Consider the following 16,257-nt stretch of genomic DNA (forward strand, 5'->3'; position numbering starts at 1 on the left):
TTATAATGAAGAATATGCGTTTCAGAGGGCCGTATTAAAGGGTTAGAAATCATTCATATTTTTACCGGTCTGAATGGAAGAAAACTATTATATTTTTCGCTTACTAAATAAAGCGTTATATAGAGAAAGGGCGTGCACATGTTGAATTTACATGAACTAACGAAAGAAGAATTACATGAAATGTCATTCATTGAGGTTGCCTACGAACTATTAAAGGGCAAAAAGGAAGCCATGCCATTTAAAGATATTCTAGATGAATTGACGAATCTTCTGGATTTATCAGAGGATCAAGTAAGAGCAAAAATTGCACAATTTTATACAGATTTAAACATCGATGGCCGTTTCCTTGGTTTAGGAGACAATAGATGGGGTCTTCGCGTTTGGTATCCGATTGAGCAGCAAGAAGAGGACGTTGTCACAGAGATCAAGCCGAAGAAGAAGAAATCGAAGAAGGCTAAGGATAATGATGAGCTTGACGATTATGATGACGAAGAAGATATCGACTATGATGACTTGGATGATCTCGATAACGAGGAATTTGATGATGAGGAAGATGATCTAATCGACGACGATGAATTAATTGACGACGAAGAGTTAGAAGAAGACGAAGATCTCATAGAGGAAGATGAAGAATACGATCTTGGCGATGAGGACGAAGAGATTGAAGATGATGATGATCTTGAGTCAGACGAGGAAAAAGAAGATTAATCCATCAAGCTTTAATTTTGATTGTTCCGAAGGCGCTTGCGCTTTTCGATTCATCTTGACTTTTTTTTTCTAGGCTTGTAGAATACTTTTTGGGCTCCTTTTAAAAGGAACGAATCATTAGACACGTATAGCGCTCCCTTACTTGTTAAAAGTAAGTGGGGCGCTATTTATTTTTTTGTAGGCATAATGATTAATCATCCGAACTGACGGAAATCTGCGACAATTGTTTTTTATTAAGACTGTCTTTTGGACAGATGGAAATTCTGTTTCAATTCATTATTTTTAGTTTTTAAATAAAGGCAACATGCACAAACTGTAATGAGGGGGAATTATAATGACAAAGTATATTTTTGTAACAGGCGGCGTTGTATCATCACTTGGAAAAGGGATCGTGGCTGCATCTTTAGGACGTCTTTTGAAAAATCGAGGCTTAAGCGTAACCCTCCAAAAATTTGATCCATATATTAACGTGGACCCTGGGACGATGAGTCCATACCAGCACGGTGAAGTGTTCGTTACAGGTGATGGAGCGGAAACGGATTTAGATTTAGGCCATTATGAGCGTTTTGTTGATGTGAATTTGAATAAATATAGCAGTGTAACAACTGGGAAAATTTATTCAACCGTTCTTCGAAAAGAGCGCCGTGGTGAATATAATGGTGGAACGGTTCAGGTGATTCCCCATATTACAAATGAAATTAAGGACAGGGTTTTCCGTGCTGGCCATGAAACGAATTCAGATGTTGTTATCACAGAAATCGGCGGAACAGTAGGCGATATCGAATCCCTACCATTCCTTGAAGCGATTCGCCAAATCAAAAGCGACGTCGGCCGCGATAATGTGATGTACGTTCATTGCACATTAATTCCGTATATTAAAGCAGCTGGAGAAATGAAAACAAAGCCAACTCAGCATAGTGTAAAGGAATTAAGAAGCTTAGGTATTCAGCCAAATGTGGTTGTCGTTCGTACAGAAATGCCGATTTCACAAGACATGAAGGACAAGCTTGCTTTATTCTGTGACATCGATAAAGAAGCAGTTATTGAATGCCGCGATGCGGATACATTGTATTCCATTCCTCTTGCCCTTCAAGATCAAAACTTGGATAGCATCGTATGCAATCATTTGAAACTAGCTTGCGGCGATGCAGATATGACAGAATGGAAGCAGCTAGTGGGAAAAGTTACGAATTTATCAAAAACAACAAAAATCGCCCTCGTTGGAAAATATGTTGAGCTTCAAGATGCCTATATTTCCGTTGTCGAAGCGTTAAAGCACGCAGGCTATGCGCATGATTCTGATATTGATATTAATTGGATCAATGCGGAAGAAGTAACTGAAGGAAATGTGGCAGAGCTATTAGGCGATGCAGACGGAATTCTTGTTCCAGGCGGATTCGGAGATCGTGGAGTTGAAGGAAAGATTCTAGCGATTCAATATGCGCGTGAACAGAAAAAGCCATTTCTCGGAATCTGCTTAGGTATGCAATTAGCGTCCATTGAATATGCCCGCAACGTATTGAGTTTGAAAGGGGCACATTCTGCAGAACTTGATCCAGCAACGAAGCACCCAATTATTGATCTTTTACCAGAACAAAAAGATGTTGAAGATCTAGGTGGCACATTAAGATTAGGAATTCAAGCATGTAAATTGGCGGAAGGCACAAAAGCTTTTGATGCGTATCAAGAACAGGTTGTGTATGAGCGTCATCGCCATCGCTATGAATTTAACAATCACTATCGCCAAGAAATGGAAGATGCTGGATTTGTCTTCTCGGGTACAAGCCCTGATGGACGTCTTGTGGAGATCATTGAGATTAAAGACCATCCATGGTTCGTTGCGTCTCAATTCCATCCAGAATTTATCTCAAGACCAACTCGTCCGCAGCCGCTATTCCGCGAGTTTGTTGGCGCAACTTTAAAATTCAGTAAATAAAAGAAAAAGGAGACTCCTGTTCGAGTTAATGGCTCGGGCGGGGTCTCCTTTTTTGTGAATGGGTTGTCATGGAGCTCGTTCTGTGGGAAAGATGGGATTAACGCTCGCTATGAATTGTTCATGGAGCGTGTTTTACGGAAAGTCCGGTGAAAACGTTCGCCATGAAGTGCTCATGAAGCGTGTTTTACGGAAAGGCCAACGAAAACGGTCACTATGAATTGTTCATGGAGCACGTTTTACGGAAAGTCCGTCGAAAACGGTCGTCATGAATTGTTCATGGAGCACGTTTTCCGGAAAGTCCAACGATAACTGTCACTATGAATTGTTCATGGAGCACGTTTTCCGGAAAGTCCGTCGAAAACGGTCGTCATGAATTGTTCATGGAGCACGTTTTACGGAAAGGCCAACGAAAACGGTCACTATGAATTGTTCATGGAGCTCGTTTTTCCGAAAGTCCGGTGAAAACAGCCGACATGAAGTGCTCATGGAGCACGTTTTTCCGAAAGCCCGTCGTAAACGTTCGCCATGAAGTGCTCATGGGGCACGTTTTTCGGAAAGTCCGGAGAAAACGGCCGCCATGAAGTGTTCATGGACCTCATTTTTCCGAAAGCCCAACCCAAACGCTCACTATGAGCTCACACCCTCACTCGTATTCCGTTAAAATTTCTTCCAGAATAAATTTAATTCCATAATAAACAAACAGTGCAGCCATGGAGGATGGGTAGCCTATGCGATTGCCTGTTTCGTCTGGCAACAGCCCTTTTGTTAGTTTTAAATCAATATGGACATCCGCAAGCTCGGCGATCCCAGGCGCTGACCGAATAGAAGAGATGGCCACGAACGGAATGCCTCTCTTGGCAAGAATTTCTCCCATTTTCATCGCTTCTTCATCTGTTGAATCCCGTGTGACGATAAGAAATCGGTCTGTTTCGGCCAAGCCATCAAGCGGCTGATCGATTGGCCAGATGGCGGCATTTTTTAACGGCTCTTCTCCTGCTGCCGCTTCATAGGCAACAGCATTCATTTCATTGGTGGCAAAAATGTATATATTTCCGCTTCCGATGGCAGCCTGTGCGAGCAGTCTAGCGCTATCTTCAATTGCGAATTCTTCTTTTTCCTGAATTCGTTTAAACAATCCGGTTAATTGAGTTGAAAACATTTTTAGCATCATATTTCTCCTATCTTCATTCAGATTAGCTATATTAATTATAAGAAATGCAAACAAAAAGGTAAAATGGAGGAGCGAGGCAGTTTTCTAATATTAATAGGCAGTTTTTTTGAAAGTCAAAATAAATGCTCGAACATTTTTTGAAAGAGGAAGGATTTTACTGTGTGAAAGTAGAATAATAAGGAGGGAGAATAATATTGTAATCGTTTATAATTAAATTTTTGGATTGAAGGGAAGAGGTGGGTTGATTGAAGGGGAAAATATTAATCGTTGATGATCAATTCGGCATTCGTATTTTGCTGAATGAAGTATTACAGAAGGAAGGGTACGATACATACCAAGCTGCAAATGGAATACAAGCGCTTGAAATTGTCTCCGAGCATTCACCTGATTTAGTCCTTCTTGATATGAAAATTCCTGGAATGGATGGAATTGAAATTTTAAAAAGAATGCGAGTTATTGATCAAGATATTCAAGTAATCATTATGACGGCTTACGGTGAGCTCGATATGATCCAAGAAGCCCGCGATTTAGGGGCGTTAACCCATTTCGCGAAGCCGTTCGATATCGATGACATCCGAGCGGCCGTTCGGAAATATGTGCCAATCCCTAATTCATTATAAGTAATGATACGCCATATGCGTTTTGAATGGGGTTCATTCGCGACGAACGATGAGTGCATGTATATGTAAATGGCGGTTAATACGTCAACAATTCGACAGTGAACATATTTTTGAAATAGGATTTGTTAAAGTACAAGTTAATTTTTACCTTTGTTGATTGGAGCGGAAGGCACGAGATCCTCAAATTGCATACGCATTTTTTCGTGCGGTGTTATTTCACAGATGTTTATTCAATGTCCTGCGGGGAGAGTGTCCAGGGAAGACCTCGAAGGCGCGAAAGCGACGAGAAGGCTCCCGGATCACCCGTGGAAAGTGAGTGCCTGGAGCGGAAATCAACAGCAACGGATAACATAGTTAAAAATAAAAAATGCCTTCACGGTCATAGCAATTCCTTTTCTGTTTTGGTATGATACAAATGAATTCAAGGATCGAATCCGCCCGAAGCAGGTGTATACATAAACGTACGTATTGAGGGAAGACTTATCCTGTGAAAAGTAGGAATCGATGATGATGAGGAGGAAGAGGGATGCCTTTAGTTTCAATGACTGACATGCTTAACAAAGGGAAATCCGAAGGCTATGCAGTAGGTCAATTCAATTTAAATAACTTAGAATTTACGCAAGCGATTCTTCAAGCGGCAGAGGAAGAGAAATCCCCTGTTATCCTTGGTGTGTCTGAAGGTGCGGCACGCTATATGGGCGGTTTCAAAACAGTTGTCAACATGGTTGAAGGATTACTTGAAGACTATAAAATTACTGTACCAGTAGCAATTCATTTAGATCACGGTTCAAGCCTCGATAAATGTAAAGAAGCGATCGATGCCGGTTTTACCTCTGTCATGATTGATGCCTCACATGATCCATTTGAGGAAAATGTTGCGACAACAACAAAGGTCGTTGAATATGCACATGCTCGTGGTGTTTCAGTTGAAGCGGAATTAGGCACAGTTGGCGGGCAAGAGGATGACGTCATTGCTGAAGGCGTAATCTATGCCGACGCAAAGGAATGTGAAGAGCTTGTTAAGCGTACAAAAATCGACTGCTTAGCGCCCGCTTTAGGTTCTGTTCACGGTCCATATAAGGGAGAGCCGAAGCTTGGTTTTGCTGAAATGGAGGAAATTGGACATCTGACAGGTGTTCCACTCGTTCTTCATGGCGGAACAGGGATTCCAACAAAGGATATTCAGAAGGCGATTTCTTTAGGTACGGCAAAAATTAATGTTAATACAGAGAACCAAATTGCTTCTGCTAAACGCGTTCGTGAAGTATTAGCAGCGAATCCAAACATGTATGATCCGCGCAAATACTTAGGCCCAGCAAGAGACGCAATTAAAGAAACTGTGATTAATAAAATGCGTGAATTCGGTTCTTCTGGAAAAGCTTAATAGAACCGTTGAATTTTCTGAAAACCGCCTTTAAAAAAAGAGGCGGTTTTGATTCATTTACTAGATTGTACAACCTAGACAGCATTTTTACTTACTAAGGAGGCAAAACAAATGAAGTTTTTCATCGATACAGCAAATATGGAAGAAATTAAAGAAGCACATGCGTTGGGAATTTTAGCAGGGGTAACAACAAACCCTTCTTTAGTAGCTAAAGAAAAAGACGTTTCATTCCATGACCGTCTACGCGAAATTACAGAGCTCGTTCCAGGCTCAGTTAGTGCAGAAGTGATCGCCCTTGATGCAGAAGGGATGATTAAAGAAGGAAGAGAATTAGCAGCAATTGCTCCAAATATTACCGTTAAAGTTCCGATGACTCCAGAAGGCTTAAAAGCTGTTAACATTTTCTCAAAAGAAGGTATTAAAACAAATGTAACGCTAATCTTCAGTGCGAACCAAGCTTTACTTGCAGCTAGAGCTGGTGCTACGTACGTTTCTCCATTCCTTGGCAGATTAGATGACATTGGACATAATGGAATGGACTTAATCTCTACAATTTCAGATATCTTTGCAATCCACGATATCGAAACAGAAATTATTGCCGCATCTATTCGCCACCCTCAGCATGTGACGGATGCCGCTTTAAATGGAGCTCATATTTCTACAATCCCATATAAAGTAATAATGCAGCTATTTAAACACCCTCTTACAGATAAGGGAATTGAAGCTTTTCTTGCTGACTGGAACGCTCGCTAAGAAAGGATATTTCCATAGAATTGATTGATAGCAATTGTTTTACAAAGAAGGCCATATATTTTTCTAAAATACTGTTTTACCAATTGCCAATTTAGGGTAAATTGGTAATAGTTCTATTGGTTTCGAACAGTTTCCCCACATTGAGGAACATTTTTCGAGTAAAATAGAACTGAAATATTGTGTCTGTATTTATTTAATTTATCGCAGATTAACGGGCTGTAAGATTCCCACTTTATGAAGTTTAGAAAACAAAAACTTTTAAGAGGGAGATCCAACAGCCCGTAAAGGCCCGACGACGGACACGATGTCCTAGTCAGGCGAAAGCCACAGGACGTGGCGCCTTGAGCGTGATAAGTTCAACTAACATTCAGTGGGGATGAAGTACCTCCCCACTGAATGAAGTTTCACTTTATGGGACAAGCAATATATAAATTGAAGGTCAGAGGCTACAAAGTCTAATGTAAAGGACGAGTCTCTCCATTCTGTCTCTGCCTTCACACCTCTAATTTCTAAAACCCACGCAGCGTTTTTTTCTTATACTTTACGGCGTAGAAGGGAGCTAAAAATGGAAAAGCTTATGATTGCTGGCGGTTATCCTTTAAAAGGAACTGTTCGAATTAGCGGGGCAAAAAATAGTGCAGTGGCTTTGATTCCAGCTACGATCCTAGCTGATTCGCCTGTCACGATTGAAGGGCTGCCAGATATTTCGGATGTTCAAATTTTAAAAGGACTGCTTGAAGAACTTGGAGGGACCGTCAAATTCTCTGATGGAGACATGACTGTCGACCCTTCGACGATGATTTCCATGCCTTTGCCGAATGGAAAAGTTAAAAAACTGCGTGCCTCTTATTATTTAATGGGGGCGATGCTTGGCCGTTTCAAAAAGGCGGTCATTGGTCTTCCAGGAGGATGCCATCTCGGTCCACGGCCGATCGATCAGCATATAAAAGGGTTTGAGGCTCTTGGCGCAACGGTGACAAATGAGCAAGGTGCAATCTATCTGCGGGCGGATGAGCTGCGCGGCGCCCGGATTTATTTGGATGTTGTTAGTGTTGGTGCGACCATTAATATTATGCTTGCAGCCGTTCGGGCAAAAGGAAGAACGGTCATCGAAAACGCTGCAAAAGAGCCGGAAATTATTGATGTGGCTACATTGCTCACAAATATGGGGGCAAAGATTAAAGGGGCTGGAACTGATGTCATTCGGATTGACGGTGTAGAACAGCTCCACGGATGCCAGCATACAATTATCCCTGACCGGATTGAAGCGGGAACATATATGATTCTTGGTGCCGCAGTAGGTGAAGGGATCACAATTGATAATGTCATCCCGCAGCATTTGGAGTCACTCATTGCGAAGCTGAGAGAGCTGGGGGTCCATATTGAATCCGCAGATGATCATGTATACATTCATCCAGTTGACAAAAGAAAAGCCGTTGACATTAAGACACTTGTATACCCTGGGTTCCCGACCGATCTTCAACAGCCGTTTACTACGTTGTTAACAAGCGCTGTTGGGACAAGTATGGTTACAGATACCATTTACAGTGCCCGTTTTAAACATATAGATGAATTAAGAAGAATGAATGCGAATATTAAAGTTGAAGGCCGTTCGGCGATCATTCACGGTCCTGTTCAATTGCAGGGGGCTAAAGTAAAGGCTAGTGATTTGCGTGCCGGCGCAGCGCTTGTTATTGCTGGGCTTATGGCAGAGGGAATCACAGAAGTAACTGGCCTTGAGCATATTGACCGCGGATACAGCCATCTCGTTGAAAAGCTCAATGGGCTAGGCGCGACCGTTTGGCGAGAAAATTTATCGCAAGAAGAACTGGAACAGATGAAAAACGCTTAATAAGTTTGATTTATAGCCATATGTGTACGGTTTTACGCATATGGCAGTTTGTACGCAACAAGCAAAGAGACTGCACAGCATAGATTCAAGGGGGAAAAATTAAATGGAACGTAGTTTATCGATGGAACTTATCCGTGTGACAGAGGCTGCAGCATTAGCATCTGCCCGCTGGATGGGTCGCGGAAAAAAAGACGAAGCTGATGATGCGGCAACGACAGCAATGAGAAATGTATTCGATACAGTCCCAATGAAAGGGACGGTCGTAATCGGAGAAGGAGAAATGGACGAAGCTCCTATGCTTTACATTGGTGAAAAGCTTGGAACTGGCTACGGTCCGCGTGTCGATGTCGCTGTAGACCCTCTAGAGGGCACAAATATTGTTGCTTCTGGTGGCTGGAATGCGCTTGCTGTTCTTGCCGTAGCAGACCATGGCAATTTACTGCACGCGCCTGATATGTATATGGAAAAAATCGCAGTTGGCCCGGAAGCTGTTGGCCAAATTGATATTAATGCTTCTGTCCTCGACAATTTAAAAGCCGTTGCGAAAGCAAAAAATAAAGACATTGAAGATGTTGTCGCCACTGTTCTCGATCGTTCGCGCCATGAACATATTATCAAACAGCTCCGCGCGGCGGGTGCAAGAATTAAATTAATTAATGATGGGGATGTGGCTGGTGCCATTAACACTGCATTTGACCATACGGGAGTAGATATTCTTTTCGGTCTCGGTGGTGCTCCAGAAGGCGTTATTTCTGCCGTTGCCCTTAAATGTCTTGGCGGAGAGATTCAAGGAAAGCTTGTTCCGCAAAATGATGCTGAAGCTGAACGCTGTAAGAAGATGGGGCTTGATGTAAGCAAGATTCTTCTTATGGAAGATTTAGTGAGGGGCGATGATGCAATTTTTGCAGCAACGGGTGTAACAGATGGAGAGCTTCTGAAAGGTGTCCAATTTAAAGGATCTTATGGCTCGACTCACTCTGTTGTTATGCGTGCGAAATCTGGAACTGTCCGCTTTATCGAAGGCCGTCACAGTCTGCATAAAAAACCGAACTTAGTAATTGGCTAATTCAATAAAATTTTCCAAGATAATAGTAATGAGGGATTATTTTTGAATAATGAATAGGTCTGGCGAAATCCGATGCCAGACCAAACCCCTTAACGTCTAGCTCCACAAGGAACACTTCGGTAGCATAATCATCGCACGAGTAAAAGCTTAGCTTTTAGGAGGAGCGCCTACCCTCTTGAGGTCACAAGTCAATCCTCCCAAAAAGGTAAAAAACACCTTTCTGAGAGGCTTGTCTTGTGCTTATCGGGGGTGAACACCAAGGAAAACTTCTTCCGAATAACCTTCGCAGGAACAATTGGCACTTTGATTGTTCCGAAGGCGCTTACGCATTTGTGCTTCCTGCCAAAAAATAGACTTGTTTCCTTCATGTAAATAAAATATAGTTAATACATACTCCTATAAAGGTTTATTGCAACAAAAAAAGAACCCCAATATGATCTTTAAAAAATGGCTTCTATTGGGTTTATCCTCAAGATATTTTAATATATATAATAATAGTTTTTGCCTCAATTATATTTTTCCCGTTTTTATTTTTACTGATCATTTTGCTGATTTTAGTTTATAGGGGAAAGTGTTTGAAAATTTAAAAGTGTGGTGTCATTATGGGATTAAATATATCTAGTTTAGAGAATATGAAATTAAAGGAACTTTATGAGCTTGCTCGTGAATATAAAGTTTCTTACTATAGCAAATTAACGAAGAAAGAATTAATTTTTGCCATTTTAAAGGCAAGAGCAGAAAAAGAAGGGTACTTCTTTATGGAAGGCGTCCTTGAAATTATCCAATCAGAGGGCTTTGGGTTTTTAAGACCAATCAACTATTCGCCAAGCTCTGAGGATATTTATATTTCTGCATCGCAAATCCGCCGTTTTGATTTAAGAAATGGGGACAAGGTGTCTGGAAAGGTACGTCCCCCGAAAGAGAATGAGCGCTATTTTGGCCTTCTGCAAGTAGAAGCAGTTAACGGAGATGACCCTGAATCTGCGAAAGAGCGTGTGCATTTCCCGGCTTTAACACCTTTATATCCTGATAGCCATATGAAGCTGGAAACGACGCAAAGGCATCTTTCCACAAGAATTATGGACGTGCTTGCTCCGGTAGGTTTTGGGCAGCGTGGTTTGATCGTTGCACCTCCTAAAGCGGGGAAAACAATGCTTTTAAAAGAAATTGCCAACAGCATTACAACGAACCACCCAGAGGTAGAGTTAATCGTTTTATTAATTGACGAGCGTCCAGAAGAGGTAACAGATATTGAGCGTTCTGTTGCAGGGGATGTCGTGAGCTCTACATTTGATGAGGTTCCAGAAAATCATATTAAAGTGGCCGAGCTTGTTCTTGAGCGTGCGATGCGTTTAGTAGAGCATAAGCGTGACGTTGTCATCTTAATGGATAGTATTACAAGATTGGCAAGAGCTTACAACCTTGTAATCCCGCCAAGCGGAAGAACATTATCCGGGGGGATTGACCCAGCAGCTTTCCACCGTCCGAAGCGCTTCTTCGGTGCGGCCCGTAATATTGAAGAAGGCGGCAGCTTAACAATTTTAGCAACCGCTCTTGTGGATACAGGCTCAAGAATGGACGATGTTATTTACGAAGAATTTAAAGGAACAGGGAATATGGAGCTTCATCTTGACCGCACTCTTGCAGAAAGAAGAATCTTCCCAGCGATCGATATTCGCCGCTCCGGAACGCGGAAAGAAGAGCTTCTTATTCAGAAGGAGCAGCTTGACATGCTTTGGGCTATTCGCAAATCGATGTCAGATTCACCAGATTTCGCAGAGAAGTTTTTGCGCAAGCTAAGACAGACGAAATCAAATGAAGATTTCTTTGGGAACTTAGCAGATGAAATGAAAGCGAAGCGTTCCCACTAAGATTGCATGGCGGAAGACGGATTCCCTATTTCTTAGTGGTGAAATTTCCCTTTCCTCAAGGTGAAATCAAATATTGCAAAATGGGTTTTGCCTTGTTATAATTATTCCAGTGTGCTTTAGATATACGGTTGTCCAATGTGGCCCGTAATATATAACTCTGTCTCAGCAAATGATTCAGGGCGGAAGGAGATGAAAAGAATGAAAGCAGGAATTCATCCAAATTACAATAAAGCAGTAGTTAAATGTGCATGTGGTAATGAATTTGAAACGGGTTCTGTTCAAAAAGAAATCCGTGTTGAAACTTGTTCTGAATGCCATCCATTCTACACAGGTCGTCAAAAATTCGCTGAAGCTGGCGGACGTGTTGACCGTTTCAACAAAAAATACGGCATCAAGCAACAATAATAAAACCCAAAACAGGCAAGCTTTCTCTCTTGCCTGTTTTTTATTTCTGAAATATATACTTAGGCAGTTTTTTAAAGAAAGTATGTGTTCAAAAAGGAGGACAAAGAGAGCCGAGAAGTTCAAGGAAGCGAAGCCTTCGAGCACCGGAACGTATGCTTTTAATACGTGAGGAGCGGAGAAGCAAGCTGACGCCGAAATTCGACGGCTATTTTTCCCGGACTTTTTGAACTACTTCTAAAGGAGGAAAAGCCTTCTATGTACGTAATGAACCACCATGGATGGGTAGAGGTCATTTGCGGAAGCATGTTCTCAGGTAAATCGGAAGAACTGATTCGCCGCGTACGCAGAGCCCAATTCGCCAAGCAGCAAATCATTGTATTTAAACCGCAAATTGATAACCGCTACAGTGAAGAAGCGGTCGTATCTCATAATGGTACGGCTTTTACAGCTGTACCGATCACCCAATCCACTGAAATTTTTAAACATATTCACCCAGATATTGATGTCATTGCGATTGACGAAGTGCAATTTTTTGATGATGAAATCGTAAAAGTCATCCAGCATCTGGCGAATAGCGGCCATCGCGTCATAGCAGCTGGACTTGATCAAGATTTTCGCGGCGAGCCATTCGGCAAAATGCCAGCACTCATGGCTATTGCTGAATTAGTAACGAAGCTCCAAGCAGTATGTGCAGTTTGCGGATCGCCAGCCAGCCGCACGCAAAGATTAATTAACGGAGAACCTGCTTCGTATGATGATCCTGTTATTTTAGTCGGTGCATCCGAAGCCTATGAGCCTCGCTGCCGCCACCATCACGAAGTGCCAAAGTCACCATCTATTTTGGATGACAAGCAAACAACTCAGTCATTATAAATTTATACTTATTTCATTCTGTCTGAAGCGATTTCAGGCAGTTTTTTTTATTTTGGGGAGGAAATTGGGGAGTAGCGGATAAATTTCTGAACTGGCGGATATATTGCTAGAAGTTGCGGATATGTAGGAAAAGCGGCGGATAAATTGCTAGAAGTTGCGGATATGTAGGAAAAGCGGCGGATAAATTGCTAGAAGTTGCGGATATGTAGGAAAAGCGGCGGATAAATTGCTGGAAGTTGTGGATATATAGGAAAAGCGGCGGATAAATTGCTAGAAGTTGTGGATATCCATGAAAAGTGGGGATATAGTGCTCGAACTTGTGAATATCCAGTAAAAGCAGCAGATAAATTGTTGAAACTTGTGGATATCCACTGAATAACTATCCCAAAAATTAACGCCAAAAATTAATTGCCTGGTTGAATTTGGACCGTACTTTTTCCCGTTATAGTGGACATGCTATTAATGGGAGGTGCAAGATTTGAAAAAACTGTTTGTTTTTATCCTCATTCTTGGTTTAACGGCTGGCTGTGCAAATTTTAATCGTGGTGTGGAGAATTTTACCGGTACAAATGGTAATGATACTGGTTTAAGAAATATTTCCACTGATGAACGAGATTACAATACAAGAGATTGGACGATGGATTCCCAAAATCCTAATTTCTTAAATTTAGATGGTAGAAATAAAGTGAACAATCAAGCAGATATCGACCATGCTCGCCAAGTGATCGATGCCACAGGTGAATATCGTTCTGGTCCAGTGTGGATAAATGGAGATGACATGTGGGTAACTGCCTATAAAAAAGAAATGATGACAGATCGCCAAAGAGCGACGGCATCCTCTAAGCTGCGAAAAAAACTTATAGAAGCATTGCCTCGTTACCATATCGAAGTGAAAATTCAAGAAGACCGCACATAAATTGCCTTGCTGAATGCAGGGCTTTTTTGTGTTTAATTAATTTTGGATCAGATGATTTTTTAGTTTTCCACACTCATACGGCTAGATTTGTGGATAATTTTAAATAAAAATAGTTGCAATAAAACCAAAATGCGATATATTAGTTTTATACAATTTACAAAATTTTTGAAGAATTAGGGAGAGAACATCATGCGGCCGATCGTAATTGGAATTATTGCAGCTTTCTTTTTTGCGTTTACATTTGTTTTAAACCGATCGATGGAGCTTTCAGGGGGAAGCTGGATTTGGAGTGCTTCGTTGCGGTATATTTTTATGATTCCATTCCTATTTCTCATTGTGGTTTGTAGGGGAAATCTAAAGCAGTTATTAATAGAAATGAAAAGAAATCCTCAAAGCTGGTTTCTATGGAGCTTTGTCGGTTTTGGTTTATTTTATGCACCAATAAGTTTTGCAGCAGCGTCTGGACCTGGATGGCTCATTGCCGGAACGTGGCAAGTGACGATTATCTCTGGCTCACTTCTCGCCCCGTTATTTTTCGAAACAAAGCAAACACCGAACGGGCTAATTAAGGTGAGAGGAAGAATTCCGTTTATCGGCTTGTCAATGTCTCTCATTATTCTTCTTGGAGTAGCCGTTATGCAGCTCGAGCAGGCGAGCCAACTTTCAACAAAGATGCTCCTATTAGGAATTTTGCCCGTCATTCTTGCTTCCTTCGCCTATCCGTTAGGGAACCGCAAAATGATGGAGGTTTGCGGCGACCGGCTAGATGCTTACCAGCGCGTGCTCGGCATGACCATCGCTAGCCTGCCATTTTGGCTGCTTTTATCTTTATTTGGGGTGATTACCGTCGGACCGCCTAGCACGGGACAAACGATTCAATCACTATTAGTTGCACTGTTTTCTGGAGTGATAGCCACTGTTCTCTTTTTCAAAGCAACAGATTTAGTGAGAGGGGATATGCAAAGACTTGGTGCGGTTGAAGCGACACAATCCTTTGAAGTTTTATTTGCCGTAGCAGGTGAGCTAATTATTTTGTCAGCACCAGTGCCATCGTATGTCTCTTGGATGGGCATTATTTTAGTCATTGCTGGCATGGTATTGCATAGCTATGTTTCCAACCGGGAAAAACCACTTAAAATGGCCGCTGTTAGGTATAAGTCTAGTTAGAAGAATTATAAGTAACCGATAAAAATGTAGAAGTGACCAATATCAAGTGCTAGCCTACCGATAAATAGAAAATTGACCGATACAACAATCGAACTGACTGATATATGCGGAAACTGGTCAATAAATTGGGAAGGATTGCTGGTAAATCCCAAATTGACAGATATAACCACGATTGATATATTGGTTTTATGAAAACAATCAAAACTATTGCGCGACCAGCATTAAGGGATCAAGTGTATGAATCGTTGAAGAAAGCAATTGTGACATTGGAGTTAGAGCCTGGCCAAAGAATTATGGATAAAGAGCTTGCTGCAGAGTTTGGTGTCAGCCGAACACCTGTGAGGGAAGCGCTGAAAAGGCTGGAGGATGAAGGCCTTGTTGAATCATTGCCAGGTTCGCAAACCCGTATTACGCAAATCCATTTAGAGGAGGCGAAAAACGCGTTTACCGTTGTGGCTGCATTGCATGGATTAGCAGCGCGTCTTGCAGCGATCACTATTTCCGAAGAAGATATTCAGCAAATGGAAGAAAGCAATGATCAGCTAAAGAAGGCATTAGAAAATAAAAATGTGTTACATGCCGTGGAAGCGGATGATCGATTTCATGGGGTTCTTTTAGAAGCTTCTGGAAATCAAGAAATAGGGTTAGCATTAGAACGGATTATGTCAAAAGTACGCCGACTGGAATTTTCAAAGTTTAGTTCACTTGATGGAATGAAATCAATTGAAGAGCATAATCAAATTATTTCGGCTTGCCGAGCTAAAAATGCAAGCCTAGCTTCTTCGCTCGTTGAGGAAAATTGGTTAAGCTTAGGGCGAATTTTAGTAGGAGAAAGTCAGAATTAAATAATCTTATTATTTAAAGAGTATAACGGCCGTTGTACTCTTTTTATTTTACTTCTTTCAAGATTATTGACTGATCCAAATGGTTTTAAAGGACATCCTTTGTCGTTTACCTCCAATTAGTGTCCTATATTATCAGGTTAAAGGACAAAGATTGTTGTATTCTCCTAAATGATGTCCTATAAAGCTTCGTTAAAGGACAAAGATTGTCGTATTCTCCTAATTGATCTATAAAGTTCCGTTAAAGGACAAAGATTGTCTTATTCTCCTAATGGATGTCCTATAAAGCTTCGTTAAAGGACAAAGATTATTGTATTCTCCTAATGGATGTCCTATAAACCTACGTTAAAGGACAAAGATTGTCGTATTCTCCTAATGGATGTCCTATAAACCTACGTTAAAGGACAAAGATTGTCGTATTCTCCTAATGGATGTCCTATAAACCTTCGTTAAAGGACAAAGATTGTCGTATTCTCCTAATGGATGTCCTATAAACCTACGTTAAAGGACAAAGATTGTCGTATTCTCCTAATGGATGTCCTATAACCTTGGTTAAAGGACAAAGATTGTCGTATTCTCCTAATGGATGTCCTATAAAGCTTCGTTAAAGGACAAAGATTATTGTATTCTCCTAATGGATGTCCTATAAACCTACGTTAAAGGACAAAGATTGTCGTATTCTCCTAATGGATG

General features: G+C 41.3%; 14 protein-coding genes. 13 read left to right on the plus strand and 1 reads right to left on the minus strand.

Annotated features, from left to right (window positions below; genetic code table 11):
* The first annotated feature begins 138 nt into the window (after nt 1–138).
* A complete protein-coding gene (gene rpoE / locus F7731_RS16675; protein WP_343032866.1) occupies nt 139–708 on the plus strand; it encodes a DNA-directed RNA polymerase subunit delta in 570 nt (189 codons plus the stop codon).
* Nucleotides 709–1,042: 334 nt separating this feature from the next.
* Nucleotides 1,043–2,644: a CTP synthase gene (gene pyrG, locus F7731_RS16680; protein WP_151535933.1), complete on the plus strand. Its 1,602-nt coding sequence runs from the start codon at nt 1,043–1,045 to the stop codon at nt 2,642–2,644.
* A 643-nt stretch (nt 2,645–3,287) separates the two neighbouring features.
* On the opposite strand, the gene F7731_RS16685 is transcribed toward pyrG, so the two are convergent.
* Nucleotides 3,288–3,812 carry a DUF2529 domain-containing protein gene (locus tag F7731_RS16685; RefSeq protein WP_151535934.1) on the minus strand — a complete coding sequence of 175 codons (525 nt, stop codon included), beginning with the start codon at nt 3,810–3,812 and terminating at the stop codon, nt 3,288–3,290.
* A gap of 248 nt (nt 3,813–4,060) precedes the next feature.
* Here F7731_RS16685 and F7731_RS16690 point away from each other — a divergent pair, with 248 nt between their 5' ends.
* The 11 genes from F7731_RS16690 to F7731_RS16740 all read left to right on the plus strand — a co-directional run bounded on the left by F7731_RS16690 (nt 4,061) and on the right by F7731_RS16740 (nt 15,567).
* Complete coding sequence (locus F7731_RS16690; RefSeq protein ID WP_151535935.1) at nt 4,061–4,435, plus strand: response regulator; 375 nt, start codon at nt 4,061–4,063, stop codon at nt 4,433–4,435.
* Nucleotides 4,436–4,961: 526 nt separating this feature from the next.
* Nucleotides 4,962–5,819, plus strand: coding sequence for a class II fructose-bisphosphate aldolase (locus F7731_RS16695; RefSeq protein ID WP_151535936.1), 858 nt, complete (start codon nt 4,962–4,964; stop codon nt 5,817–5,819).
* Between the two features lie 111 nt (nt 5,820–5,930).
* Entirely contained in the window at nt 5,931–6,572 is a 642-nt protein-coding gene (gene fsa, locus F7731_RS16700) for a fructose-6-phosphate aldolase (RefSeq protein ID WP_151535937.1), read from the plus strand.
* 565 nt (nt 6,573–7,137) lie between these two features.
* Nucleotides 7,138–8,424, plus strand: a complete 1,287-nt coding sequence (locus F7731_RS16705) for a UDP-N-acetylglucosamine 1-carboxyvinyltransferase (protein ID WP_151535938.1) — start codon at nt 7,138–7,140, stop codon at nt 8,422–8,424.
* A 103-nt stretch (nt 8,425–8,527) separates the two neighbouring features.
* Complete coding sequence (gene glpX, locus F7731_RS16710; RefSeq protein ID WP_151535939.1) at nt 8,528–9,490, plus strand: class II fructose-bisphosphatase; 963 nt, start codon at nt 8,528–8,530, stop codon at nt 9,488–9,490.
* 602 nt (nt 9,491–10,092) lie between these two features.
* Nucleotides 10,093–11,361: a transcription termination factor Rho gene (gene rho / locus F7731_RS16715; protein ID WP_151535940.1), complete on the plus strand. Its 1,269-nt coding sequence runs from the start codon at nt 10,093–10,095 to the stop codon at nt 11,359–11,361.
* A 198-nt stretch (nt 11,362–11,559) separates the two neighbouring features.
* Entirely contained in the window at nt 11,560–11,766 is a 207-nt protein-coding gene (gene rpmE, locus F7731_RS16720) for a 50S ribosomal protein L31 (RefSeq protein ID WP_151535941.1), read from the plus strand.
* A gap of 255 nt (nt 11,767–12,021) precedes the next feature.
* Nucleotides 12,022–12,639 carry a thymidine kinase gene (locus F7731_RS16725; RefSeq protein ID WP_151535942.1) on the plus strand — a complete coding sequence of 206 codons (618 nt, stop codon included), beginning with the start codon at nt 12,022–12,024 and terminating at the stop codon, nt 12,637–12,639.
* A gap of 469 nt (nt 12,640–13,108) precedes the next feature.
* Nucleotides 13,109–13,555, plus strand: coding sequence for a hypothetical protein (locus tag F7731_RS16730; protein ID WP_246197246.1), 447 nt, complete (start codon nt 13,109–13,111; stop codon nt 13,553–13,555).
* A gap of 189 nt (nt 13,556–13,744) precedes the next feature.
* The gene (locus tag F7731_RS16735) at nt 13,745–14,722 is read left to right on the plus strand and encodes a DMT family transporter (RefSeq protein ID WP_151535944.1); all 978 of its coding nucleotides are present in this window, start codon (nt 13,745–13,747) and stop codon (nt 14,720–14,722) included.
* Between the two features lie 188 nt (nt 14,723–14,910).
* Entirely contained in the window at nt 14,911–15,567 is a 657-nt protein-coding gene (locus F7731_RS16740) for a GntR family transcriptional regulator (protein WP_151535945.1), read from the plus strand.
* The last annotated feature ends 690 nt before the right edge of the window (nt 15,568–16,257 follow it).

Source organism: Cytobacillus depressus, from assembly GCF_008923245.1.
GTDB classification, from domain to species: Bacteria; Bacillota; Bacilli; order Bacillales; family Cytobacillaceae; genus Cytobacillus; species Cytobacillus depressus.